This is a genomic window from Streptomyces sp. NPDC051921, assembly GCF_040680975.1.
Taxonomy (GTDB): domain Bacteria; phylum Actinomycetota; class Actinomycetes; order Streptomycetales; family Streptomycetaceae; genus Streptomyces.
Window position 1 is genome coordinate 80,368 of sequence record NZ_JBFAXU010000014.1, and the last position, 23,450, is coordinate 103,817.

Consider the following 23,450-nt stretch of genomic DNA (forward strand, 5'->3'; position numbering starts at 1 on the left):
GCCGTCGTCAGTCCAGGACCAGGCAGTGCTCGGGCCGCCAGCCGAGTTCGACCTCCTCGCCGCCGCTCCAGCGGTCCTCCATGCGGGAGCGGGCGGTGTTCTGCTCCAGGACATGCACGGTGACGCCGGGGGCGAGTTCGACGAGGTAGGTGGTGGTGGGGCCGGAGTAGACGGTCTCGCGGACGACGCCGGTGATCCGGGCCATGCCGGGCTCGAAGTCGGACAGCCAGATCTTCTCGGGGCGCAGGCTGAGGTGGACCCGGCTGCCCTCGGGAACGCCGGTGCGGGCGCCGACGGGCAGCGCGGGGCCCTGGTCGAGCAGCACACGGCCGTCGCGGTAGGTGCCGGGGACCAGGTTGGAGGTGCCGAGGAAGGAGGCGGTGAAACTGCTGGTGGGGCGCTCGTACACGTCCTCCGGTGTCCCGCACTGTTCGATGCGGCCCTGGTTCATGACGGCGAGGCGGTCCGACATGGTCAGCGCCTCGTCCTGGTCGTGGGTGACGAAGAGGAAGGTGATGCCGACCTCGCGTTGGATCTGCTTGAGCTCGACCTGCATCCGGCGCCGGAGCTTCAGGTCGAGGGCGGCGAGCGGCTCGTCGAGCAGCAGCACCTGCGGACGGTTGACCAGGGCACGGGCGAGGGCGACGCGCTGGCGCTGCCCGCCGGAGAGCGTGGGCGGGCGGCGGCCTGCCAGGTCGGCGAGCTGGACGAGGTCGAGCATGTCGGCGACGCGGCGCCGGATCTCGGGGCGGGCGACGCCCTTGCGCTTGAGCCCGAAGGCCACGTTGTCGGCGAGGGAGAGGTGGTCGAAGAGGGCGTAGCTCTGGAAGACGGTGTTGACGTTACGGCGGTGGGGCGGGAGACCCGTCACGTCCTCGCCGTCGAGCAGGACGCTGCCCTCGGTGGGGTCGGCGAAGCCGCCGATCATGCGCAGCAGGGTGGTCTTGCCGCAGCCGGAGGGGCCGAGGAGGGAGAAGAACTCGCCGGGGGCGATGTCGAGGCTGATGTCATGGACGGCGTAGGCGGCGCCATCGGCGCCATCGGCGGGGTCGCCGGAACCGCCGGAACCGCCGGAACCGCCGGAACCGCCGGAGCCGCCGGAACTGGCGGAGCCGCCGGCGCCGCCGGGGTAGCGCTTGCTCACCCGGTCGAGACGGACGGCCGGGTGGGCGAGCACGGGCCGCGGGTCGGGGGCCGGCTGTGCGTCGGGGGATCGCGGTGTCTGCGGGCGCTGCGGGTGCCGCGGGGGTGTGGGTTGCGAGGTCATGGCGTTCACTTCCCGGAGAGCAGGTCGAGGCCGCCGCGTCGGCCGAACAGGCGCGGGATGGCGAGTGCGAGGGCGATGAGTCCGACGGAGCCGGCCAGCATCAGCGTGCCGACGGCGTTGATGGTGGGCTGGACGCCGAACCGGATCGCCGAGTAGATGCGGACCGACAGGGGCTGCGGATCGACTCCGGTGGTGAAGTACGCGAGGACGAAGTCGTCGAAGACCAGGGCGAAGACGAGGACGGCTGAGGCGAGGATGCTGGGGAGCAGGGCGGGAAGCGTCACCAGCCGTACCGCCTGCCGACGGGTGGCCCCGAGGTCCATGGCCGCCTCCTCGATCTCCGGGTTGAGGGCGGCGACGCGGGAGCGCAGGATCACCGTCACGTAGGAGATGGAGAAGGTGATCTCGGCGAGCGTCACGGTCGTCGTGGACAGGGTGATGCCGACGCCCTTGAACAGGAGCATCGCGGCGACACCGGTGACGATCTCCGGCGTGATGAGCGGGACGAGCATCACCAGTCCGGCGAAGGAGCCGAGCCGGCTGCGGGCGCGGACCAGGCCGAGCGCGAGCGCGACGCCCAGCACCACCGAGCCGGCCATGGCGACGAGGGAGACCCGCAGGCTCATGCCGAGCGAGTCCAGCAGCACGTCGTCGCGGAGGAACGCCCCGTACCAGCGCAGGCTGAAGTCGTCGAAGACGGTCAGGGACTTCTGCGAGTTGAAGGAGAAGAGGACGACGACGCCGATGGGTACGTAAAGGAGCGCGAAGAAGACCGCGGTGACGGCGATGGCGAACCGGGGTCGGCGCTCGGCGCCGCGGCGGCGCCCGCGGGCGGCCGTCAACGGACCGCCTCCGCCTCGTCCTTGCGGGTGCGCCGCAGGTAGCCGAGCATGCCGAGGAAGAGCACGCCCATCAGCAGCATGGTGAGCGCGGAGCCGAGCGGCCAGTTCTGGCCCTGGAAGAACTTGTCCTGGATCAGGTTGCCGATCATGATCTGGTCGGGACCTCCCATGAGCTGGGCGCTGACGAAGTCGCCCATGGCGGGCAACAGGACGAGGACGCAGCCGGCGGCCGCTCCCTGCCGGGTGGCCGGGACGGTGACGAACAGGAAGGTCCGCAGCGGACCGGCGTAGAGGTCGCGGCCGGCCTCGACGAGCGAGGTGTCCATGCGCTCCATGGCCGCGTAGAGCGGGATGATCATGAAGACGACGAAGCCGTACACGAGTCCGGCGACGACGCCCGCGCCGGTCTGCAGGATCCGGGTCCCCCCGTCGGCGAGCCCGGTCGCGCGCAGGGCCCTGAGCAGCGGTCCGTCGTCGGACAGGACGACGGACCAGCCGTACATGCGCACCAGGTAGTTGGCGAAGAACGGGACCACGATCGCCGCGATCAGCAGGTTCTTGTACCGGCCGCCGCTGGTCGCGATGGCGTAGGCGACGGGATAGGCGACGACCAGGCAGATGGCGCAGGTGACCAGGGCGTAGCCGAGGGAGCGCAGCATGACGGTGCGGTAGGCCGGGTCGGCCAGGGCCGTGAGGTTGTCGAGGGCGAAACCGAAGCGCGGGTTGCCGAGGGGGTCGGTGGTGCCGAACGCGAGGGTGGCCACCAGGATGAGGGACGCGACAAGAAAGACGCTCATCCACAGCGTGCCGGGGAGCATCAGCCAGGTCCACAGCCGGTCCTGCGCACGTCTTCTGACGCCGCGTGGGGTGCGGGCCGTGTCGGCCATGTCAGCCCGCCTTCACGTCGGTCCAGGCGGCGTCGCGGGCCTTCTCGCCCGCCGCCGTGCCGTTGCGGAAGTACCGGTCGTCCCTCAGGTCGGCGGCGCTCACGAGGCACTGCGGGAAGGGCTCCACGAGCGCGGCGTACGTGCCCTCCGAGCCGCGCACCGGCATCGGGTAGCCGATGTACTCGATGTTCCGCTTCACGTTCTCGGGCCGCAGCATGTAGTCGATGAAGAGCATGGCCGTGCCGGGGTGCGGCGCGTCCGCGGGGATGGCGTAGCAGTCGGAGTTGACCGGGGCGCCCTCGCGGGCGGTCTCGAATCCGAAGACGGACGGGTCCTTCGCCTGGGAGAGCATCGCGGCCATGTCGCCGCTCCACGCCTGGGTCATGTCGGCGTTGCCGTTGAGCAGGTTGTTGTAACTGTCGCTGGAGAATCCGCGCAGTCGAGGGCGCAGCGCGCGCAGGGTCTCGGTGACGCGGTCGAGGTCGTCGGGCCTCTCGGTGGTGAGGGGAAGGCCGTGCTTGAGCGCGCCGATTCCGAGGACCTCGTCGCGGTCGTCGAGGACGAAGAGCCGGCCCTTGGCACGGTCGTTCCACAGGTCGTCCCAGGAACCCGTGAGATCACCGAGCCGGTCCCGGCGCCAGCCGATGCCGGTCTTGTACATGGTGAACGGGACCGTGTGCGCGGAGCGGGGGTCGTACCAGGGGTCGGCGAAGTAGTCGTAGGCGCCGAACACGGCCTCGGCGTTGCGCAGGCGTCCGTGGTCGATGCGGCGCAGCCGGCCTCCTCGGGAGAGGCGCTCGGCCCACTTGGCGGTGGGGAAGATGATGTCGTAGCGGTTGCCGGCGTTGAGCTTGGCGGCCATCCCTTCCATGGAGTCGTAGTTCGACTGGACGACCTTGACCCCGTACTCCTTGGAGAAGCCCTCGAAGACGGCCGGGTCGACGAAGTCGGCCCAGTTGAAGTACACCAGGTCGCCGTCGACCTTGACGTCGATGGGGGCCTCGGCGGCGGCCTGGCCGGCGGCGTCGGGGGCGGAGGAGAATCCGCAGCCGGCCGCCGTCATGCCGAGGGCGGCGGCGCCGCCGGCGCGGAGCAGTGAGCGGCGGGACAGGGAACGTGCCTCGGGGGACATGGGGTCCTCTCCGTAGGGCCGCTGGGGGACGGCGGGCGAACGAACGGTGCGTGGGTGCGCGAGGCGTTCGGCCGGGCGCGTGCGGGTGCTTCGGTGGTGCGGTGCCGCAGTGGTGCCGTGTTGCCGCAGTGCCGCAGTGCCGCGGTGGTGCCGTGTTGCCGCAGTGCCGCAGTGCCGCAGTGCCGCAGTGCCGCAGTGCCGCAGTGCCGCAGTGCCGCGGTGGTGCGGTGGTGCCGCAGTGCCGTGGGGCGGGTGATGCGCGTGGTGCAGGTGGTGCGGTGCCGGGGTGGTGCCGTGGTGCGGGTGGTGCCGTGGTGGTGCGGTGGCGGGCCGGTGCGTGCGTCGGTGCGGCAGGGAAGGGCAGACGGCCGTGCCGTCCAGGGGTGCGGTCCTGCGGTGGTGCGGCAGGGAGGGGACGGCGGCACGGCGGTGGCCTCAGCGCCCCGGCGGGGCGGAGCCGCGCTCGGAGCCGGGAGCGGCCGCGGGGGACGTGCCAGGGGCGACGGCCTGGCCGGCGGGGTCGGCCAGGTCCGCGCGGATGCGGTCGGCGAACCAGCCCACCGCGGTCTCGCGCCTGGACAGTGGTCCGGGCTCGAAACCCGGCGTGGACAGGCCCCTTTGGACGCGGGCGACCAGTTCGGCGTCCTCGTCGTTGGTGATCCAGCCGATGTGCATGTTCAGGCGCCGCGCGAGGCGGGTGCGCGGTCCGGTGCCGCGCCGGGTGTAGAAGGCGCCGGGGACGGCCACCCGGTCGACGGCGGTCGGCAGGGCCGTCCAGGCGAGCACGTGGTCGGGGTAGAAGTCGATGAGGGTGTTGGGGTAGATGACGGCGTACCGCCAGACCCGGCGGTCGGCCTCGGTGAGGCCGGGCATCGGCGCGGCGACGCGCTGGTAGAGCCGCTCGGCCCAGTTGGAGGACGGCTTTTCGCGTAGCGGGGAGGTGAAGAGGACGTACGCGTCGTGGACCTCGCAGGCGTAGCCCTGGTAGTCGAGCAGGCGCATCAGGCCGGGGTGGGCGACGGGTACGTGGTATCCCTCCAGGTAGTTGTCGACGGCGACCTTCCAGTTGGCCTGCTGGACCTCGGCGCGGGACAGGTCGTGGATCCGGTCACGGCCGACCGGCACCAGGTCCGCTCCGGCATAGTGGCCGACGGCCTCGGCGAGTCCCGCGCAGCTCTCGGCCAGCGGCACGGCGCCGGGGTCGAGGTTGACGAAGACGAAGCCGAGGAAGGACTCGACCCGAGCGGGGAAAAGGCCCAGCCGGGGCTTGTCGAGGCAGGGGATCTGCCGGGCCTCGGGGGCGCCGACCAGGCTGCCGTCGAGACGATAGGTCCAGCCGTGGTACGGGCAGCGGATCGCCTTGCCGGCCGGTTCGGGGGCGGCGACCAGGCGGGTCCCGCGATGGCGGCAGACGTTGAGGTGGGCGGCGAGTCCGCCGTCCTCGGTGCGCACGACCAGGGCCTCGCGGCCGGCGACGGTGGCGGCGAGCCGGGCCCCCGGGCCGGGCAGGTCCGACTCGTGGCACACGAGCTGCCAGGACCTGGCGAAGACCTGGCGGGTCTCGGCGGCCGCGACGTCGGGATCGGTGTAGTGGCGGGCCGGCAGCGCGGGTGCGGGGAGGTTCCGGGCGGCCGTGTCGGATGCCGCCGGCGCGGTGCGTGGGGTGGGTGAGGGGGCTCTGGAGTGCATCGGTGACTCCTCGTGCCGCGAGAGCGGCGATCGGTGTCGGGCGTCGATGGCGGGCGAACCGGTTGCGGGCAGGGCGTCGGGGCGGGAGCCGGGGCCAGGCTGACCGATTGGACAGCCAGGGTGGTGGCTGAATTCCGCTGGGTCAAGACTTGTACGCTGACCGATCGGTCAGCTAGCTTGGTTATTGCCTGACCGATCGGTCAGCAAACGTTCACCTGTCGCTGCGCCGCCGCCACGCCGCCTCTGACCTGCGCATTCGCTCGTCACCCCGAGTGTGGCCCACGGCTCTCGGCCTTCGTGCCGAGCGCAGCCCGGCGTGCCTCGGCACTCGCCCCGGCCCGCAGTTTCCCTGCTCCCCTCCCGCCGCCGTCGACCGCGCACGGGCCTCGGGCCCGTCCCGTCCGCTTGCCGGCCCTCCCGCCTGGCTGGGCCGGACGGGGCTGGTCGGGCGCCCGGTCACGGCACCCCATTCCCCTTCGGAGGTACGCATGCGCGGTCAGCGGCATCTGGACTGGCTCGGGCTCACGCCCGAGCCGGAGCGGGAGCTGCCCGCGGCCGTCGCCGTGCTGCGTGCCTCCCTCGGCGCGGCGCCCCGCCCGCCGGCGGGCCCCGCCGAGCTCGCGACCGCCGAGCGGCGCCGGGTGGAACGCCTGGTCCTGCGGGGCAGTCGGCACAGCTGGCTGCGCTATCTCGCCGAGGCCACCCGCCTGGTGACCGCCGTGACCGCCCAGCTCCACGAGGCGGGGACAGGGAACGGGCGCGCAGATGCAGATGCAGAGGTAGACGCAGACGCAGACGCAGACACCAACGCCCATGCCGGTGCATACACGCACGCCGATGCGGACGCGTATGCCGTCAAGAACGTCGACACCACCGCCTCGACCACAGCCGCGCTGCTCGCCGCCGAGGTGATCCTCGACCACCACCGCATGCTCATCGGCCTCCCCGGAGCGGGATACGGCCGCACCGCCGGGGACCGCGCCGCGCTCGAAAACGCGCTGCGGCTCCTGCGTACCCGGTCCCGCTCCGCCGGATCCGCCCCCACCGCCCTTACAGGAGACGGTAGATGACCACCGCCCGCCACCGGACCACCGCCCGCCACCCGACCACGATCCGGCTCCCGACCGCGATCCGGTTCCCGACCACCGTCCGGCTCCCGACCGTCCCTGCCGCGGGCTCCCTGCTCGGTGCGACGCCGCACGCGACGGAGAGCACCGGGGCGTACGAGGCCACCGGCGGATACGCGCGCGCCGTCGCGCCCGACGAACTGCTGCGCCACCTCGACGCCTGCGGCCTGCGCGGCCGCGGCGGCGCCGGATTCCCGACCGCCGTCAAGCTCCGCACCGTACGGGAACACGGGCGACGCGGCCGGGGGACCGGGGCGTCCGGCGAGCCCGGCGCGGGTGCCGGCGCCCCGGTCGTCGTGGCCAACGGCGAGGAGGGCGAGCCCGGTTCGGTGAAGGACCGCTGGCTGCTGCGGGCCCGTCCGCACCTCGTTCTCGACGGCCTCGCCCACGCCGCCGCGATCACCGGCGCCGCCCACGGCTACGTCTACCTGTCCGACCCGGAGGCGGCCCTCCGCGTGCGCCGGGCCCTCGCCGAACGCCGACCGCCGCTGCCCGTGAAGGTCGTGGAGACCGCCCCCGCCTACGTCGCCGGCGAGGAGACCGCGGTCGTCCGCCGGATCGACGGCGGGCCGGCCCTGCCGACCGCCAAACCGCCCCGCCCCTTCGAGCGGGGAGTCCGGGGCGCGCCGACCCTGGTCGCCAACGTCGAGACCCTCGCCCGGATCGCGCTCGTCGCCGCCCGGCCCGAACTGCGGGACGCGGTCGCGCGCTCCACGCTGGTCACCCTGTCGTGCGGCGACACCTCGCCGGTCCTCACGGAGGTGCCCTACGGCGTCCCCCTGCGCACCCTCGCAGCCGCCCTGGGCACCTCCGCCCCGGCCGGCGCCCTGATGGGCGGGCTGTTCGGCGGGCTCGTCGACGCCCGCGCCCTGGACCTGCCCCTCGAACCCGGCGCACTCGCCGCGGCGGGCACGGCGCTCGGCTGCGGAGCGATCCGATTCCTCGCCGCCGACGCCTGCCCGGTGGGCGCCGCCTTCGACGCGGTCGGCCACCTCGCCGCCGAGAGCGCACGGCAATGCGGCGTGTGCGTATCGGGTACGGCCGCGATCCGTGACGCCCTGGACCGCCTCGCCACCGGATCCGCCGGCCCCGACACCGTCGAGCGGCTGCACGGCTGGGCGCGGGGGCTGCCCGGGCGGGGCGCCTGCGGGCTGCTCGACGCCGCCGCGGCCCTCGCCGGAAGCCTGCTGCGCGCCTTTCCCGGCCGGGTCCGCGCCCACCTCGACGCGCCCTGCCCGGTGTGCCGGGCCGACACCCCCGCGCGGAACGCGCACCGCCCGACCCGCCTCACCGTCCCGGTGCCCGCCGTCACCGCACCGCCCGCGCCGACCGCACCCGCTCCGAGTCCACCCACCGCCACATCACCCACCGCCACCTAGCCCACCGCCACCTCACCGGCCCCGATCGAACCGGCCCCGACCGAGCTCGCCCTGATGGAACCGGCCCCGACCGAGCTCGCCCCACCACGCCCGCCGAGCCCGTGGCCGCCGTACTGGAAGGAACGTCATGAAACTGCTGCTGGACGCCACGCTGTGCAACGGCTACGGCCTCTGCCAGGAGAACACCCCCGAACTCGTCGAGCTCGACGAGTGGGGCTACGCGCGGGTCGTCGTCGTCGACGTGCCGCCCGCCGCCGAGGACCGCGCCCGCGCCTGCGTGGACAGCTGCCCCAACTCCGCCCTCCGTGTGGAGGGATGAGATGGCCCGCGACCTGACCGCGCTCTTCGACCCCGGCTCCGTCGCCGTGGTCGGCGCGAGCGACGACCCTGCGAAGTACGGGCACGCCGTGGCCGCCCAGGCCCTGCGCGCGCCCGGCCGGCGGCCGGTGCACCTGGTGAACCGGCGGGGTGGCACCGTGCTCGGCCGGAAGGCGGCCTCCTCGCTCGGCGAGATCGGCGAGCCGGTCGACCTGGTGGTGATCTCCGTGCCCGGCAGCGGCTTCGAAGCCGCCGTCGACGATGCCCTCGCCTGCGGGGCCAAGGCGATCGTCGCCATCACCGCCGGTTTCGCGGAGGCCGGACCCGCCGGCCTGGCCCGCCAGCGGGCCGTCGCCGAGCGGGTCCGGGCCGCCGGAGCCGTGCTCGTCGGCCCCAACTGCCTGGGCGTCGCCGACAACACCACCGAGCTCTACCTGGCCTCGGACCGGTTCGCTCCCGGTCGCGTCGCCCTGCTCAGCCAGAGCGGCAACCTGGCCCTCGAGCTCCAGCTGCGCGGCGCCCCGCACGACCTCGGCTTCTCCCGATTCGTCTCGCTCGGCAACCAGGCGGACGTCACCCTCGTCGACCTCGTCGAGGACTGTGCGCACCACGAGCACACCTCGGTGATCGCCGTGTACGCCGAGGACTTCGGCGACGGCCGCGCCTTCGCCCGTGCTGCCGCGGCGGCCGGGAAGCCCGTGGTCCTCCTCACCGCCGGGCGCGGCACGGCCTCGGCCCGCAGTGCCCGGTCCCACACGGGGGCACTGACCACCTCCGCCGACGTGGTGGCCGCGGCCTGCCGCGACGCGGGAGTCGAACTCGTCCGCACCCCACGGGAGATGACCGTCGCGCTCGCGGCCCTGGCGGGTGGGCGGCGCGCGGCCGGGAGGCGGACGGCCGTCCTCACCGACGGCGGCGGGCACGGTGCCGTCGCCGCCGACGCGGCCGAGGACGCCGGGCTCGACGTGCCCGAGCTCGGCGCCCCGGCCCAGGACCGGCTGCGAAGCGTGCTCTGGGAGCAGTCCGCCGTCCGCAACCCGGTCGACCTCGCGGGAATGGGCGAGCAACGCCCCCTCTCGTACGCCGACACGGTGCGTGAACTGCTGGCCGCCGACGAGGTCGACGCCGTCCTGATGACGGGCTACTTCGGCGGGTACGCCGCCGCCGAGGGCGGTCTGGGCGGCGGGCCGGCCGGCGGCTCCGTGCTCGCCGAGGGGGAGCGGCGGGCCGCGAAGGAGATCGCCGCGCATCTTGCTGCCACGCCGAAGCCGCTGGTCCTGCAGTCCATGTACCCGAGGTCGCCCAGCTGCCGGGTGCTCGCCGAGGCCGGGGTGCCGGTGTTCGCCGCCACCGAGGACGCGGCCCGCGCGCTCGCCGCGCTGACCACCCGCGCGGCGGCCCCTCCCGCCGGGGTGGCCACGCTGCCGCCGGCCGCGGCACCGCTGGGAGACCCCTCGTACCACGGTGTACGGGCGCTGCTCGCCGGGGCCGGGGTGCCGTTCCCGCCGGCGCGCGAGATCGCCGACGAGGCCGGACTCCTCGCCGCTGCCGCCGCGTTCGAGGGACCGTACGTCCTGAAGGCCCTGCACGTCCTGCACAAGTCCGACGCGGGCGGCGTGGCCCTGCGGCTCGCCGACCGGGACGCGCTGCTGGACGCGTACCGGCAGATGCACGCCCGACTCGGGGCCCCGTCGTACTCGGTCGAGGCCATGGCGGACCTCTCGGACGGCCTCGAACTGATCGTGGGCGTCCAACGCGACCCGCGGTTCGGCCCGGTGGCGATGGTCGGCCTCGGCGGCGTGCTCACCGAGACCCTCCGCGACGTGGCCTTCGCCCTGGCGCCCGTCGCCGCCGGTCACGCCGAGGAGCTGCTGCGCGGGCTGCGGACCGCCCCCCTGCTCGACGGCGTACGCGGCCGTCCTGCCGTGGACGTCCCCGCTGCGGCCGCCGTCATCGCCCGCATCAGCGAGGTGGCCGCGGCCCACCCGGAGATCGCCGAACTGGAGGTCAACCCGCTGCTGGTACGCCCGGCCGGTGCTCTCGCGCTGGACGCGCGGGCCGTCCTCGGCTGACTCCCCGGTGAGTCCCCGGCCGATTCCTGCCCGGTCCCCGACCACCTCCTCGGCCGAATTGCTAGCCCGATCCTCGACCGGTCCCCTGCCCGGGCCTCTGCGGCCTCATCGGCTGTCTCCTCGGCCGATTCCTTGCCCGGGCCTCGATCGATTCTTGCCCGGGCGGCCTGCCCGCCTCCTCGGCCGGCTTTTCCCGGCCGCTTGTCGGCCGAGCCCGCCCCTTCCCGTCACCCCTTCCCGCCCCGGAGGAGACCCGCACCATGGACTTCCGCTACACCCCCGAGCAGACCGAGCTCAAGGCGCGCGCCGCGGCCTACACCCGACTCCTGATGCGGTACGAGGAGCAGTCCGAGGAAGCGGGCGGCCCGCTGCCCACCGACACCGTACGGGAACTCACCCGGGCCGCGATCGATGCCGGTGTCTACGCCATCAACATGCCCGCCGAGTGGGGCGGTGCCGGCCTCTCCCTGCTCGACCAGGTGATCGTCGAGGAGGAGTTCGGCAAGGTCACCAACTGCCTGTGGGACATCCCCTGGCGGCCCGCCAACGTCCTCGCGCACGGCACCGGGGCACAGCGCGAGAAGTACCTGCTGCCGGTGATCCGCGGCGAGCGCTTCGACGCCTTCGCGGTCACTGAGCCCGGAGCGGGATCCGACCCCGGCTCGGGGACGAGCAACGCGACCCGTACGGCGGGCGGCTGGCTCCTGAACGGCGAGAAGTGGTTCGTCACCTGCGGCGACATCGCCGACTTCCTGCTGGTGCAGGCCGACGCCGGGCCGGAGCGGGCGGCGACGCTGTTCTTCGTCGACAAGCAGGCGCCGGGAGTCGAGATGACCCGGGTTCCCCGTTTCATGCACTCCGCGGTGAACGGGCACCCCGAGTTCCGGTTCACCGACGTCTTCGTGCCCGACGAGGACGTGCTCGGTGACGTCGGGGAGGGCTACGAGCTGACGAAGGAGTGGTTCACCGACGAGCGGCTGATGATCGCCGCCCGGACCGTCGGCGCCGCCGAGAGGGCCCTGGAACTGGCCCGTGACTGGGCCGTCGGACGGCGTCAGTTCGGCTCCCGCATCGCCGACTTCCAGCTGGTCCAGGGCATGCTCGCCGACTGCGCCGTCGACATCGCGGTCAACCGTGCCTACACGCACCAGGTCGCCTGGGAGGCCGGCCAGCCGCACACCGACCGCAAGACCCTGCACGCCAAGGCCTCCACGGCGAAGCTCGCGGCGAGCGAGGCCGCGGGGCGCGTCGTCGACCGGTGCCTGCAGATCTTCGGCGGGCGCGGCTACGACCGCTCGTACCCCGTCGAGCGGATGTACCGGGAGCTGCGCGTCGACCGGATCTGGGAGGGCACCTCGGAGATCCAGCGTCTGATCATCGCCAACGAACTGATCAAGCGCGGTACCCGGGCCCTCGCCCTGCCTCGCTGAGCCGGCCGGCCGATCGCCGTCCGCACGGCCCCCAGCCCCTCGCCGCACGAACTCGCCCCGTCCCGCCGTCCCACCCGGCCCATGCCCCGCCCCGCCCCGCACCGTCAGCGACATCCGAGAGAGGACCAGGACTCCATGGACTTCCGACTCACCGCACGCCAGCAGGAGCTCAAGGAATCGGCGCGCGACCTCACCGAGTTCATCATGAAGTACGAGCTCGACTGCGAGGAGAACAACGGACTGCCGCCGCAGGCCCACGTCGAGATCCGCGACGCCGTCCTCGACAGCGGCCTGCAGGCCGTCAACATGCCGGCCGAGTGGGGCGGCGCCGGACTCACCGTCCCCGAGCAGGTCGTCGTCCAGGAGCAGCTGGGCCGGCTCACCGGCGCCCTGTGGGACATGGTGTGGCGGCCGGCCAACGCTCTGTCGCACTGCACGCCGGCGCAGCGCGAGCGCTACCTCGTACCCGTGATCCGGGGACGCCGGCGTGACTGCTACGCGGTGAGCGAGCCCGAGGCGGGCTCCGACCCGCAGAACCTGCGCACCACCGCGACCCGGACCTCCGACGGCTGGGTGCTGAACGGCGAGAAGTGGTTCGTCACGGTCGGCGACCACGCCGACTTCATGATCGTGCTCGCCGCGGCGGGGGAGGAGCGGGCGCCGACCCTGTTCCTGGTGGACAAGGACACCCCCGGCATCGAGATGACCCGGGTTCCCCGCTGGATGCACACCTTCGTCTACGAGCACCCCGAGTTCACCTTCACGGACGTACACCTCCCCGAGGACGCGGTGCTCGGCGGCGTCGGCAACGGCTACGACCTCACGCGGTCCTGGTTCTCCGAGGAGAGGCTGATGATCGCCGCGCGCACGATCGGCGCGGCCGAACGGGCCCTGGAGCTCGCCCGTGACTGGGCTGTCGAGCGCCGTCAGTTCGGCTCCCGCATCGCCGACTTCCAGCTGATCCAGGGCATGCTCGCCGACTCGGCCGTCGACATCGCCGTCAACCGCGCGTACACCCACCAGGCCGCCTGGGAGGTCGGTGAGGGCCGGACCGACCGCAAGACCCTGCACGCCAAGGCCGCGATCGCCAAGCTCGCGGCCAGCGAGGCGTCCGGCCGGGTGGTCGACCGGTGCCTGCAGATCTTCGGCGGGCGGGGCTACGACCGCTCGTACCCCGTCGAGCGCCTCTACCGGGAGCTGCGCGTCGACCGCATCTGGGAGGGAACCTCCGAGATCCAGCGGCTCATCGTCGCGGGCGAACTCGTCAAGCGCGGTACGGGTGTGCTGCAGCTCCCGGTGACCTGGTGAGCGACCTCGCCCGGCTCGACGCCGTCGTGGCACGCCGGGACGCCATCCTCGCGACCAACACGTCCTCCCTGCCCGTCATCAGGCTGGCGGCCGCGATCTCACGGCCGTCCCGGGTGATCGGCCTGCACTTCTTCACCCCGGTGCCCGCTGCCGCTGGTGGAGCTGGTGTCCTCGCCGCTCACCGGCGAGGACACCGCGCGCCGCGCCGGAACCTTCGCCGCCGACCTCCTCGGCAAGGAGGTCGTGCACGCCAGGGACCCTGCGGGGTTCGTCGTCAACGCCCTGCTCGTGCCGTATCCGCCGGCGGCGGTGCGGATGGCCGAGTGCGGTGCGGCTTCCCCCGGGGACATCGACCGGGCCATGACCCTGGGCTGTGCCCATCCCCTCGGCCCGCTCGCCCTGGCCGACCTGAGTCGGTTCAGATCGGGCTGGACACGGTGCAGGCCATCGCCCGGTCGATGTACGCGTACGCGGAGTACCGCGAGCCGCTGTACGCCCCGCCGCCGCTGCTGGCACGGATGGTGGACGCGGGACGGCGCGCCCGCAGGACGGGCTGGCGCTTCCGCCCGTACGCGGAGCGCCCGGAGGGACGGGGGGATCGGTCATGATGGTCCGCAACCGACACTGAAGCCGGAGCCGGAGCCGGAGCCGGAGCCGGAGCCGGAGCCGGAGCCGGAGCCGGTTCCGTGCTGAGACCGACGACCAGCAGGGAAGCGTCGAACCGGCACGAATCGGCAGAACCCAAGCCGGCACCGAAGCCGGCACCGAAGCCGGCACCGAAGTCGGCACGGAAGCCGGCACCGAAGCCGGCACCGAGCCGAAGCCGATACCGAGACCGACACCGGGAGTTGCCAACGTGACCAAGGCCGAGCGCGCACTCGAGACACGGGAGCGGATCCTCAAGGCCGCGTGCGAGGTGATCGCCGACATCGGCTTCGAGAACGTCAGCATGCGCAAGGTGGCCGAGCACGCGGGGGTGTCGAAGGCCCTGCTCCACTACCACTTCGACACCCGCGAGAAGCTCTTCGCCGAGGCGATGACGCACTCCTTCGCCCAGACCGGCACGGACCTCGACGGAGGCGACGCCGGCAGCGTGCCGGCCGCCGTGCTCCTCGCCCGCATCGTGCGCACCATGCTGCCCACGGACGAGGAGCTGCGCCAGGACTGGAAGTTGTGGCAGGAGCTGTGGGTGCGGGCACAGCGGGACGAGGGAGCCCGGCAGCTGGCCGTCGACCTGTACGACCAGCTCCACACCTGGGTCGGTGGCGCGGTCGAGCAGGGCGTCGAGTCGGGCGAGTTCACCCCTTGCGACGTCGCCGCGGTGAGCACCCTGGTCCTGGCCCTGTGCGACGGTCTCGGCATCCGCGTGATGATCGCCGATCCGCACGTCGACCTGCCCACGGCCCAGTCCGCGATCTGGTCGGCGATCGCCCCCTCACTGGGCATCTCTCCGGCCTTCCCGGAGGTCTGAAGCGGCAGGGAAGAGACGGACCGGACCCGTCCGGCATCGCCGCCCAGGCCCTCCGCGCAACCGCGGACCGGCGCCTACAGGGTGCGGCGAGCCGACTCCGCCGACTCCGCCGTCGCCGGTCGGAGCCCGGCTCCGGGACGGCGCCAGGGCGGCGGAGGAAACGGGTCCGCGTCGTCCCTAGGCGCGGCCCGACGGTGCGAGTTCCCGGCGATGCTCCAGCCAGGTACGGCTCAGGTCGTCCCAGATCGTCTGGTACTGATCGAAGATCTCACGGAGCTGATCGAAGGTGAGCTCGTCGGCGCCCGTGGAGGCCATGAGGTATTCGAGGTCGTCGGCGAGCCGCTGGAACCGGTGCTGCGCCTCCTCCATCAAGACCCACCGCGAGCGCCAGTTGAAGAACGGTTCGATGGCGCCCAGCAGCGTCACCAGCGCGACGCACGCCAAGGCCAGACCGGTCCACGCGTTGAGATTCTGCACACCGAGGATGACGGTGGACGCGGCGGACAGGCCGAGCGTGGCCACCTTGGTCATGGACGCGCTTCGGCTGAACCGTTTCTTCCTCGTGCGGGCGTACGCGTTCCCCTGTCGAATCTTGTCGAGCACGAGGGCGGCCACGTCCCTCGGGCTGGCTCCGACGCCTGGTCCACTGTCCGGTTGCACTCCGCTCCCCACGTTCTGTCAGCACTTTTGATCTTGCTCCCCGGCAGACGTCGGCCGGCCTCGCGCGGTTCCCTGGCGTGGCGAGCGGGGCGCGCTCGGACGGGGCGTCGGAACAGCAGGACGGCTGTCCTGCGTCCCGGTCACCCCGTCACAGGCAGGCACTCGGCGAGCAGCCCGACGATGTCGCGCCACGCCCGCCGGGCGTGCAGAGGGTGGTGGCCGACGCCGGGGAGGACGGTCTGGTCGACCGGCGGGTGATGGAAGGCGTGCAGCGCTCCGCCGTAGACCACGAGGCGCCAGTCCACACCCGCGGCCTCCATCTCGGCGGCGAAGGCGTCTCGTTGCGCGGCGGGCATGATCGGGTCCTGCGATCCGACACCGGCCCACACGGGGCACCGGATGCGGGCCGCCTCGCCCGGTCGGCCCGTGGTCAGCGCGTTGACGGTTCCGATGGCCCGCAGATCGACGCCGTCCCGACCGAGTTCCAGCGCGATGGCGCCGCCGGTGCCGTATCCGATGGCGGCGATGCGGTCGGGATCGGTCCGCGGCTCGGCACGCAGGACATCGAGCGCGGCATGGCCGATGCCCCGCATCCGGTCGGGGTCGGCGAGCAGCGGCATGACGCGCGCCAGCATCTCCTGCGGGTCGGTGAACCAGCGCCCGCCGTGGATGTCGAAGGCCAGGGCCACGTATCCCAGTTCGGCGAGGGCGTCCGCCCGACGGCGCTGGAAGTCGTTCAGCCCCGTCCCTTCGGGCCCGATCAGGACTGCCGGCCGGCGGTCGACACCGGAGGGGAGCGCGAGATGCCCGATCATCGTCAGGCCGTCGGCCGGGTATTCGACCGCGTGTGTTGTCACCGTCGTCATGAGATCCGACCCTAGCGACGGTCGAGCACGGTGGGCCGGGTCTTCACTGTCGGCAGAAGGGCGCGGACGTATCGGCCCGCGACACCGGCCGGATGTCCTTGATCGAACGCGCCGCTGAAAACCGTTCGCTCGGCGTGGAGTCGCCGTCCTACAGTGAAGACCGCCGGGTGGAGCAGTTCGGTAGCTCGCTGGGCTCATAACCCAGAGGTCGCGGGTTCGAATCCCGCCTCGGCCACGAAGGAGTCGGGCCCGCCGCGCAGGATGCGGCGGGCCCGACTGCACGCGACGCACCCGACCTCAAGAACGCTCCTCCTTCCACCACGTGCCGGATCAGGCGGACGGCTCCGAAGCGGCGACGTGATCGAGGAACCGGTGCTGAGAACGCGTCTCGACGGACTTGGGGTCGTATGCCGCCCGTACCCAAGCGACCGCCTCGGCGACAGGCGTCCCTTGCAGGACGGCGAGTGCGGCCAAGGCCGTTCCGGTGCGGCCGCGACCGCCGCCGCAGGCGACCTCGACACGTTCGCCGGCCTGGACGCGTGCCAGGACCGCGCGGAGCCGGCCGACCGCTTCCTCCGGGCGGCGAGGAGCCGAGAAGTCGGGCCAGTCGACGCGCTCGTACGGCCAGGGCGGGGTCCATGGGCGCAGGCCCATGAGGAAGCGACCGTAGAGACCGGGACGGTCGAGGGGATGTCCGAGAAGATAGAGGCCGAACTCCGGCGCGGGCTGCGGTGCCGCCGTGCCGCGCAGCCCCCGGGCGAGCACGAGGCCGCCCTGGGGCAGGTGGACGGCCCGCACGCGACGGCTGCTTGCAGCTTCGCCCGTCCTCATCCGTTCCTCCGTACGTCGATGTCGGATCCGGCACAAGTCTGCCGGGTCACGGGCCGGGCATCGGCTGCTGCTCGACGGTCAGGACACGGCGGTCACGCAGGAGAATGCCGAGGCGCTGCCGCAACGCGGTGACCGCCGCGGCCTGCGCATGGTCCTGGCCGCGCTCGCGGTGGCCGACGACGATTCGGGCGATCACCTCTCCGCCGCCGTCACCAACGGCTTCCTCCAGTCCGACGCGGGCGACGAACAGCTCGAAGCGCTCGCCTCCGCGTTGCTGACGGATGCCGACCCCTCGGTCGCCGCGGAAGCCGGCCGCATCCTCGGCGGCGGATGACGAGCGGCTGAGGTACTTCGGCGCCTCGCCTCCGCGACCGCACTCGCCTTCCCTGCCGCACTGCTCCCCGGCCGCCTCGCCCACGCGGATGACCTGGCGGAGGCCATCGGCTGCTGCCGGAGGTGACCCAACGCGCAGCGCCCCCACCTGAGATGGCGGGGGCGCTGCACCGCTCCCTCGAAGGCGCGGTTTGCGTGGCAGGGGTGACAGGAGTCGAACCTGCGGCATCCGGTTTTGGAGACCGGCGCTCTGGCCATCTGAGCTACACCCCTCTGCGGTCGCAAGCATGACACATGCCGTGCCGCACCTGCCATCGACTTTCGCCGTGGCGCGTCCGCACCCAGTCCTCGCCTCGGCCGGGCGCGCCACGTGCGCCACGTCCCGGCTGCGCGCCGAGCGTGTTCGCGGCGTGTACATCCCGACCGTGATCGCACGATCATCCTTGTCGCGTACGTCGAGGTGGACCGGCGAGTCCGGCCCGCCGCAAGGGTCGGCTCGGCGAACGGCGCGCAGGGTCTCAGCCCTGGGCGGCCTTCAGGGAACCTGTCCGTTGCCGCCTCCACCAGGGGGCAACGGGTCTGCTGCGGCGGCGGCCCAGCGACGGATGGGCAGGTCGGGATCTGCTCGGGCCGATGCGAGAGTGCTCGCGAGCAGTTCGTGCAGTCGTGGCGGGTAGGCCGCGGGAGGTGGGCAGGTCCAGCAGGACACGGTGGCGCACCCGCAGATCGGTCGTCTCCGCGAACACGTGCAGGCAGGCCGCCAGCCAGGCCTCTCTGACGTCCCTCGACCTGTCGAGAGCGGGATCCCGTACCCCACCGTGTCCGTACGCCGGGGACCTCTCTGCGCGCAAGGGCACGTGAGCCGAGTACCAGGCCCGCAGGGCACCCGCTCGCTCGGCGTCCGTGCCGTTCCGCAGATGGTCGACCAACGCCGCCATCACACGGCGGCGCCCGAACGCGTAGACGGCCGGCTCGACGAACCAGCGGCAGAAGCTGGGGTCCGGGTCGTACACGGCTGCCGAAATCAGCGGTGCGAACAACTCCTCTGGCAGGAAGCCGCGTTCGAGCAACGGCTTCCTCACCGCGGAGGCGAGGCGGCGGGCCTGCCGCTCGTTCGGTTCCGTGGCGGCGCCGTCTTCGACTCCCAACAGTCGAGCCACCGCCGTCGCACAGGACAGGAACGAACGCGGTTCCGGGTTTCTGGTGGAGTGTTCGGCTTCGCTCACGACAGGCATTCTGGCCCGCGCGCGTCCGGAGGAGAACAGCAGCACGGGGCACCGCGTGCTCGTCGCCGATGCCGTCCCGTCGTCAGAGCGCTGCCGACGTCGGGGGGGAGGGGCGGATGCGGGAGGCCGGCACCGCTCGCCTTCGCCTGGCAGGGGCAACGCCGCTGCGCGAGTCCGCCGCGGCGAGGGTGCCCCTGACGAAGAGCACGGCGTAGAGGCCCACCACCGCCGCCGAGAGGACCAGGGCCGCACCGATGAGCCACTTCGCGGACAGACCGGCCGTCGAGGCGACGGCCATGGCGAGGACCATCGACAACTGGCCGAAGACCCCGAGGACGGTGACGAACGCGGAGGCGACGATGCCCCAGCCGTGCCCCGTCGCCCTGAGTCTCCTCGAGCCCCCGGTGTCGGTCTCCAGCCTGTAGGTGCACGAGGCCGAGTAGATGACGGGGGCGATCAGGATGAGGCCGCCGAAGAGCAGGTTCATGGTCAGGAAGCGCGACAGGGAGATCCCGGGCAGCCACTCCTGGATGACGCCGGTCGCGGCGAGGACGGTCCCCAGAAGTGCGCCGAGTGCGGTGATGTTGGTGACCCAGCTGTCCTTCGCGCCCCAGGGGACGTCGATGGGCAGACGCTTGGACCGCCACTTCGGCGCGACCTCGGCCCACAGCCATCGGCCAGGGAGGATCATCAGGAACAGCGCCAGCAGCGCGAGCAGCGTCGCCCCGCCGAGCGCGTTCTCGTACTCCGGATCTTCCTCCACTCCGCGGACCAACGAGAACCGGATGGTGGCGGGAGCGACGGCTGCGGCCCCCGCCGCCCCGGGGGCTGCTGCCGACACGATCAGCGTCCCCTGCCGGTCGGCGCACTTCCGGTCCACGGCGAAGCGCACGAGCACCACGGCTGGGGACGACACCCGCAGCGAGGGCGGAGCACCGAGCAACGTGGCCTTTGCGGCGTCCTGTTCCACGCACTCGATGTCGGAGTCGTCCTGAGTGATGTCGAGCGGAGCCGTGGCGACCAAGCGGGTCGTCAGCTCGGTGGACGTGGTGACGACGAGATGCGCACTGCCGGTCATGAGACCGGTTCTGTCGTCGCGGTCGAGTTCCACCTCGACCATGTCCGGCCCCGTCACGGACAGTTTGTCCTCCGCGCGCGCGGATCCGCCGAGGAGGGCGCTCAAGGTCAGCGAGGCAGCGATGGCGCAGGTGATGCCGCGGGCGGTCATGGGCCCGAGTCAAGCACCGTGCGCTACGCCTCGACGGCCGGCGGTACCGCCTGTTGCCCGGATCGGACCACAGATCCGCGTACCGCCGGACCGGAAGCCGCGTCTTGGTACGCCGGACTCCGAACGGAGGCCGAACGGAGGGCGCCGGACGCCGAGCGCCCGGACACCGGACTCCAGCGGCCGGACTTCCGGCGTCGGATGCCGGGCGCCGGGCTCCTGGCGTCAGACGCGGGGAGCCGGAGCCAGCGCCGGAGCCAGCCGTCGGATCCAGACGTCGCCTAAGCGCCGCGCCGTACGCGAGCGGCCTTGCGGGCCTCGGCCGTGCGTCGGGCCTCGGCGGACTTGCGGGATTCGTTCTTGGCGCGGCCGGGCTTCCCCGGGACCGTGCCGATGCCCCGGAAGGCGGCGCCGCGCTGGTTGCGGCCTGCGGCGGCGGTGGCGGTGGCACCGCTGTCGGGGGTGCCGGCGGGGGTCTTGGCTCCGGTGATGCGTCGCAGCTCGGGCTCGCCGGGGCGGACCTTGGTGGTCCGGGACCGGACGCCCGCTTCCGTGAGGAGCCGTGCCATGTCGCGGCGCTGGTCGGGCAGGACCAGGGTCACGACGCTTCCGGAGGCCCCGGCCCGTGCCGTACGGCCGCCGCGGTGCAGGTAGTCCTTGGGGTCGGCCGGAGGGTCGACGTTGACGACGAGGTCCAGGTCGTCGACGTGGATGCCGCGGGCCGCGACGTTCGTCGCCACCAGCACGGTGACCGCTCCCGTCCTGAACCGCTCCAGGGTGTCGGTGCGCTGGGGCTGGGACTTGCCGCCGTGCAGCGCGGCGGCCCGCACCCCGCTGGCGACGAGGTGGCGGGCGAAACGGTCGACGGCGTGCTTCGTGTCCAGGAACATGATCACCCGCCCCTCGCGCGCGGCGATCTCCGTGGCGGTGGCGAACTTCTCGGCACCGTGGACGTGGAGCACATGATGCTCGACCTTGGTGTCGGTCCCGTCGGCGAGGTCGGCCGCGTGGACCACCGGGTCCTGGAGGTACCGGCGGACCAGGAGCTCGACGTCCTGGTCCAACGTGGCCGAGAACAGCATCCGCTGCCCGCCGGGCCGCACCTGGTCGAGCAGCTCGGTCACCTGGGGCAGGAACCCCATGTCGGCCATCTGGTCGGCCTCGTCGAGGACCGTGATCTCCACCTGGTCGAGGCGGCAGTCCCTCCGTTCGACGAGGTCCCTGAGGCGGCCCGGGGTGGCGACCAGCACCTCGGCGCCGGCGCGCAGCTCGCCCGCCTGTCGGCCCGCCTGCAGACCACCGACGACGGTGGCGAGGCGCAGCTTCAGGGCCTGGGCGTACGGCGTCAGCGCCTCGGTCACCTGCTGGGCCAGCTCGCGCGTCGGGGCCAGGACCAGGGCGAGCGGCTTCTTGGCGTCGGCGCGCCGGCCGGCCGTGCGGGCGAGCAGCGCCAGCCCGAAGGCGAGCGTCTTGCCCGACCCGGTACGCCCCCGGCCGAGGACGTCCCGGCCCGCCAAGGCGCTGGGCAGGGTGGCGGACTGGATCGGGAACGGCGTGGTGACGCCTTGGCCGGTCAGCGTCGCCAGAACCGCCTCGGGCAGCTCCATGTCGGAGAAGCGCTCCGCGGCCGGGAGGGGCGGGGTGCCGGTGTGGCCGGTGAGATCGGCGAGGCCGGTGAGATCTCCCGTACGGGCCGAGCGGTTCATGGATGCCATGCCTTCTTCGATGGGGTGCACACCAAGGAAAGCACGGCAGGCGGGGGCCGACCGAATCCCAGGGGCGACCTGACGGTCACATGGGGATCCATGGTCGAGATCGGAGGAGCACGGCACGCGTGAACGGGCGGCCGATCGGTCCGTACGGATCCTCCCCGGGCCCCCGCCCCCGTCCGTCGCCCCGGTCCTTACCCCCGTCGCCCCGCCGCCCGCCACCCGGCACTCCCGACCGCGGCAGCCGGCAGCCGGCAGGCGTGAGGCCGAGTCGCTCCATGGACGAGAGCGCCTTGTGCCGCCCCGGGGTCCCGGACGAGCGCCCCGGGGTCCGGCACGAGCGCCCCCGGGGCCGGCACGAGCCCGGTGGGTCACTTTCCGTGTCGGCTGCCGGAGGTGTCGCACAGCGCGCGGTCGACGAGGGCACTGGCGGCGCGGTGCTGCCGGAGCATTCCGTCGAGGTCGTTGAAGCTGGTGGACATGGAGACGGTGACCGTGCGGCCGCCGTCGTCGGTGGCGCCGTTCAGAGTGATGTAGCCGGCTTCGCCGCCTTCGTGGCTCCAGTAGGTGCCGCCGCAGCTCAGGGGGCGGCTGACCAGGCCGAGGCCGTAGCGTCCGCCGGGCCAGAACGCCTCGATCTGCTTGTCGACCGGGACGGCGTCCTTCATCTCGGCCGTGCGCGCCGCGGACAGCAGATCGCCGCCCAGCAGTCCGTGGAAGAAGCGGTTGACGTCCGCCGTGGTGGAGACGTAGCCGCCGAGGTCCGGGACGAGCTGCTCGGTGACGTCGATCCGTTCTCCGGAGGTGAAGACCTGGTAGCCGTCGGCGTGCGGGCGACGAAGGGTGGGCGTGGCCGGGAGGTACGTGTGGTTCATGCCGAGCGGTTTCAGGATCCGGTTCTCGACCTCCTCCTGCCACGGGCGGCCGGTGACCTTGTCCACGATCATGCCGAGGACGACGTAGCCGGTGTTGGAGTAGCCCCAGCCGGTGCCGGGCCGGAAGTCCGGATGGTGCTTCATCGCCCGGGCGACGATCTGTTCGGCGGTGTAGGTGTCGTACCGGTGCTGGTAGTACTGCTGGGGGGTGTCGAAACCGGGCAGGTCGTCGTGGAGGCCGCTGGTGTTCTGCAGGAGGTGGCGCACGGTGATCTGCCGGCCGTCGTTGCCGTTGCCGTCGATCACACCGGGCAGCCGGCGGTGCACCGTGTCGTCCAGCGACAGCTTGCCCTCGTCGACCAACTGCAGGATCACCGTGGCCATGAGTGCCTTGCCGGTGCTGGCGATCCGGAAGTAGCCGTCGCGGGGCACCGGGCGGGTCGTGCCCGCCACGGCCACGCCCGCGGTGGCGACCAGGTCACGGCCGGAAGCGGTGGTGACCCGCGCCTGGACGCCGGTGATCCCCAGCGCCTGGAGGGCGGTGGTGTCCAGACGCAGGTCGTCCTGCCGGTAGCCGGGCGCGGTCGTCGCCACCGCGCCGTCGGACGGCTGGACGGCCATGGCCATGCCTGCCGTGGCGAGGGCGGCAGCCGCGACGGCCGTCCACCGGCCTCGGCGGAACCGGCGGTGACGCTGCTGGGACGGGCGGTGCTGCGGCGCGGAGGCCGAGGTCGTGGATGTCATGACCGCCACGCTAGGTATGGGTACGGTCGCGCGTCGCTACCGCAGGCGACGGAGGGCGA

General features: G+C 72.8%; 20 protein-coding genes, 2 tRNA genes and 1 pseudogene. 9 read left to right on the top strand and 14 right to left on the bottom strand.

Annotated features, from left to right (window positions below; genetic code table 11):
* Positions 1-7 precede the first annotated feature (7 nt).
* The 5 genes from AB0M16_RS19855 to AB0M16_RS19875 all read right to left on the bottom strand — a co-directional run bounded on the left by AB0M16_RS19855 (position 8) and on the right by AB0M16_RS19875 (position 5,817).
* The gene (locus AB0M16_RS19855) at positions 8-1,267 is read right to left on the bottom strand and encodes an ABC transporter ATP-binding protein (RefSeq protein ID WP_365344558.1); all 1,260 of its coding nucleotides are present in this window, start codon (positions 1,265-1,267) and stop codon (positions 8-10) included.
* A 5-nt stretch (positions 1,268-1,272) separates the two neighbouring features.
* Positions 1,273-2,109: an ABC transporter permease gene (locus AB0M16_RS19860; protein ID WP_365344560.1), complete on the bottom strand. Its 837-nt coding sequence runs from the start codon at positions 2,107-2,109 to the stop codon at positions 1,273-1,275.
* Complete coding sequence (locus AB0M16_RS19865) at positions 2,106-2,996, bottom strand: ABC transporter permease (protein WP_365344562.1); 891 nt, start codon at positions 2,994-2,996, stop codon at positions 2,106-2,108. Before AB0M16_RS19865 ends, AB0M16_RS19860 begins: the two co-directional genes overlap by 4 nt.
* A 1-nt stretch (position 2,997) precedes the next feature.
* Positions 2,998-4,128, bottom strand: a complete 1,131-nt coding sequence (locus tag AB0M16_RS19870; RefSeq protein WP_365344564.1) for a spermidine/putrescine ABC transporter substrate-binding protein — start codon at positions 4,126-4,128, stop codon at positions 2,998-3,000.
* A gap of 435 nt (positions 4,129-4,563) precedes the next feature.
* Positions 4,564-5,817 (bottom strand): aromatic ring-hydroxylating dioxygenase subunit alpha, encoded by a 1,254-nt coding sequence (locus AB0M16_RS19875; protein WP_365344566.1) that lies wholly within the window; start codon positions 5,815-5,817, stop codon positions 4,564-4,566.
* A gap of 488 nt (positions 5,818-6,305) precedes the next feature.
* Between AB0M16_RS19875 and AB0M16_RS19880 the strand changes: the two genes are divergently transcribed.
* The 8 genes and pseudogenes from AB0M16_RS19880 to AB0M16_RS19915 all read left to right on the top strand — a co-directional run bounded on the left by AB0M16_RS19880 (position 6,306) and on the right by AB0M16_RS19915 (position 14,922).
* The gene (locus AB0M16_RS19880) at positions 6,306-6,887 is read left to right on the top strand and encodes a hypothetical protein (protein WP_365344568.1); all 582 of its coding nucleotides are present in this window, start codon (positions 6,306-6,308) and stop codon (positions 6,885-6,887) included.
* Entirely contained in the window at positions 6,884-8,323 is a 1,440-nt protein-coding gene (locus tag AB0M16_RS19885) for an NADH-ubiquinone oxidoreductase-F iron-sulfur binding region domain-containing protein (protein WP_365344570.1), read from the top strand. The genes AB0M16_RS19880 and AB0M16_RS19885 overlap by 4 nt, the downstream gene beginning before the upstream one ends.
* 127 nt (positions 8,324-8,450) lie before the next feature.
* Positions 8,451-8,642: a ferredoxin gene (locus tag AB0M16_RS19890; protein ID WP_365344572.1), complete on the top strand. Its 192-nt coding sequence runs from the start codon at positions 8,451-8,453 to the stop codon at positions 8,640-8,642.
* A 1-nt stretch (position 8,643) separates the two neighbouring features.
* The gene (locus tag AB0M16_RS19895) at positions 8,644-10,713 is read left to right on the top strand and encodes an acetate--CoA ligase family protein (protein ID WP_365344574.1); all 2,070 of its coding nucleotides are present in this window, start codon (positions 8,644-8,646) and stop codon (positions 10,711-10,713) included.
* A 260-nt stretch (positions 10,714-10,973) separates the two neighbouring features.
* On the top strand, positions 10,974-12,143 hold the full coding sequence (locus AB0M16_RS19900) for an acyl-CoA dehydrogenase family protein (RefSeq protein WP_365344576.1): 1,170 nt from the start codon (positions 10,974-10,976) through the stop codon (positions 12,141-12,143).
* Between the two features lie 135 nt (positions 12,144-12,278).
* Positions 12,279-13,451: an acyl-CoA dehydrogenase family protein gene (locus tag AB0M16_RS19905; protein ID WP_365344578.1), complete on the top strand. Its 1,173-nt coding sequence runs from the start codon at positions 12,279-12,281 to the stop codon at positions 13,449-13,451.
* An 8-nt stretch (positions 13,452-13,459) separates the two neighbouring features.
* Positions 13,460-14,059, top strand: a pseudogene (locus AB0M16_RS19910) (3-hydroxyacyl-CoA dehydrogenase NAD-binding domain-containing protein); the annotation flags it as partial.
* Between the two features lie 248 nt (positions 14,060-14,307).
* Positions 14,308-14,922: a TetR/AcrR family transcriptional regulator gene (locus AB0M16_RS19915; RefSeq protein ID WP_365344580.1), complete on the top strand. Its 615-nt coding sequence runs from the start codon at positions 14,308-14,310 to the stop codon at positions 14,920-14,922.
* A gap of 177 nt (positions 14,923-15,099) precedes the next feature.
* Here the strand turns inward: AB0M16_RS19915 and AB0M16_RS19920 are convergent, their stop codons facing one another.
* The gene (locus AB0M16_RS19920) at positions 15,100-15,594 is read right to left on the bottom strand and encodes an SLATT domain-containing protein (RefSeq protein WP_365344582.1); all 495 of its coding nucleotides are present in this window, start codon (positions 15,592-15,594) and stop codon (positions 15,100-15,102) included.
* A 128-nt stretch (positions 15,595-15,722) separates the two neighbouring features.
* The gene (locus tag AB0M16_RS19925; protein ID WP_365344584.1) at positions 15,723-16,448 is read right to left on the bottom strand and encodes a dienelactone hydrolase family protein; all 726 of its coding nucleotides are present in this window, start codon (positions 16,446-16,448) and stop codon (positions 15,723-15,725) included.
* 161 nt (positions 16,449-16,609) lie between these two features.
* On the opposite strand from AB0M16_RS19925, the gene AB0M16_RS19930 reads away from it, so the two are divergent.
* A tRNA-Met gene (locus AB0M16_RS19930) sits at positions 16,610-16,683 on the top strand.
* A 95-nt stretch (positions 16,684-16,778) separates the two neighbouring features.
* Here AB0M16_RS19930 and AB0M16_RS19935 read toward each other — a convergent pair.
* From AB0M16_RS19935 to AB0M16_RS19965, 7 genes are all read right to left on the bottom strand, one after another.
* Positions 16,779-17,279: a protein-tyrosine phosphatase family protein gene (locus tag AB0M16_RS19935; RefSeq protein ID WP_365344586.1), complete on the bottom strand. Its 501-nt coding sequence runs from the start codon at positions 17,277-17,279 to the stop codon at positions 16,779-16,781.
* A 46-nt stretch (positions 17,280-17,325) separates the two neighbouring features.
* Positions 17,326-17,697: a hypothetical protein gene (locus AB0M16_RS19940; protein ID WP_365344588.1), complete on the bottom strand. Its 372-nt coding sequence runs from the start codon at positions 17,695-17,697 to the stop codon at positions 17,326-17,328.
* A 111-nt stretch (positions 17,698-17,808) separates the two neighbouring features.
* Positions 17,809-17,885 (bottom strand) — tRNA-Trp (locus AB0M16_RS19945).
* Positions 17,886-18,130: 245 nt separating this feature from the next.
* On the bottom strand, positions 18,131-18,838 hold the full coding sequence (locus tag AB0M16_RS19950) for a hypothetical protein (protein ID WP_365344590.1): 708 nt from the start codon (positions 18,836-18,838) through the stop codon (positions 18,131-18,133).
* Positions 18,839-18,920: 82 nt separating this feature from the next.
* On the bottom strand, positions 18,921-20,066 hold the full coding sequence (locus AB0M16_RS19955) for a hypothetical protein (RefSeq protein WP_365344592.1): 1,146 nt from the start codon (positions 20,064-20,066) through the stop codon (positions 18,921-18,923).
* Between the two features lie 278 nt (positions 20,067-20,344).
* Positions 20,345-21,769 (bottom strand): DEAD/DEAH box helicase, encoded by a 1,425-nt coding sequence (locus AB0M16_RS19960; RefSeq protein WP_365344793.1) that lies wholly within the window; start codon positions 21,767-21,769, stop codon positions 20,345-20,347.
* Positions 21,770-22,143: 374 nt separating this feature from the next.
* A complete protein-coding gene (locus AB0M16_RS19965) occupies positions 22,144-23,391 on the bottom strand; it encodes a serine hydrolase domain-containing protein (RefSeq protein WP_365344594.1) in 1,248 nt (415 codons plus the stop codon).
* Positions 23,392-23,450: the final 59 nt, after the last annotated feature.

Bases quoted from the DNA above. Each gene is read 5' to 3' on its own strand.
- AB0M16_RS19885 (WP_365344570.1), top strand. From the start codon at position 6,884: ATGACCACCGCCCGCCACCGGACCACCGCCCGCCACCCGACCACGATC.
- AB0M16_RS19895 (WP_365344574.1), top strand. From the start codon at position 8,644: ATGGCCCGCGACCTGACCGCGCTCTTCGACCCCGGCTCCGTCGCCGTG.
- AB0M16_RS19935 (WP_365344586.1), bottom strand. From the start codon at position 17,279: ATGAGGACGGGCGAAGCTGCAAGCAGCCGTCGCGTGCGGGCCGTCCAC.
- AB0M16_RS19965 (WP_365344594.1), bottom strand. From the start codon at position 23,391: ATGACATCCACGACCTCGGCCTCCGCGCCGCAGCACCGCCCGTCCCAG.
- AB0M16_RS19900 (WP_365344576.1), top strand. From the start codon at position 10,974: ATGGACTTCCGCTACACCCCCGAGCAGACCGAGCTCAAGGCGCGCGCC.
- AB0M16_RS19875 (WP_365344566.1), bottom strand. From the start codon at position 5,817: ATGCACTCCAGAGCCCCCTCACCCACCCCACGCACCGCGCCGGCGGCA.
- AB0M16_RS19865 (WP_365344562.1), bottom strand. From the start codon at position 2,996: ATGGCCGACACGGCCCGCACCCCACGCGGCGTCAGAAGACGTGCGCAG.
- AB0M16_RS19925 (WP_365344584.1), bottom strand. From the start codon at position 16,448: ATGACGACGGTGACAACACACGCGGTCGAATACCCGGCCGACGGCCTG.
- AB0M16_RS19855 (WP_365344558.1), bottom strand. From the start codon at position 1,267: ATGACCTCGCAACCCACACCCCCGCGGCACCCGCAGCGCCCGCAGACA.
- AB0M16_RS19905 (WP_365344578.1), top strand. From the start codon at position 12,279: ATGGACTTCCGACTCACCGCACGCCAGCAGGAGCTCAAGGAATCGGCG.
- AB0M16_RS19890 (WP_365344572.1), top strand. From the start codon at position 8,451: ATGAAACTGCTGCTGGACGCCACGCTGTGCAACGGCTACGGCCTCTGC.
- AB0M16_RS19870 (WP_365344564.1), bottom strand. From the start codon at position 4,128: ATGTCCCCCGAGGCACGTTCCCTGTCCCGCCGCTCACTGCTCCGCGCC.
- AB0M16_RS19955 (WP_365344592.1), bottom strand. From the start codon at position 20,066: ATGACCGCCCGCGGCATCACCTGCGCCATCGCTGCCTCGCTGACCTTG.
- AB0M16_RS19960 (WP_365344793.1), bottom strand. From the start codon at position 21,769: ATGAACCGCTCGGCCCGTACGGGAGATCTCACCGGCCTCGCCGATCTC.
- AB0M16_RS19880 (WP_365344568.1), top strand. From the start codon at position 6,306: ATGCGCGGTCAGCGGCATCTGGACTGGCTCGGGCTCACGCCCGAGCCG.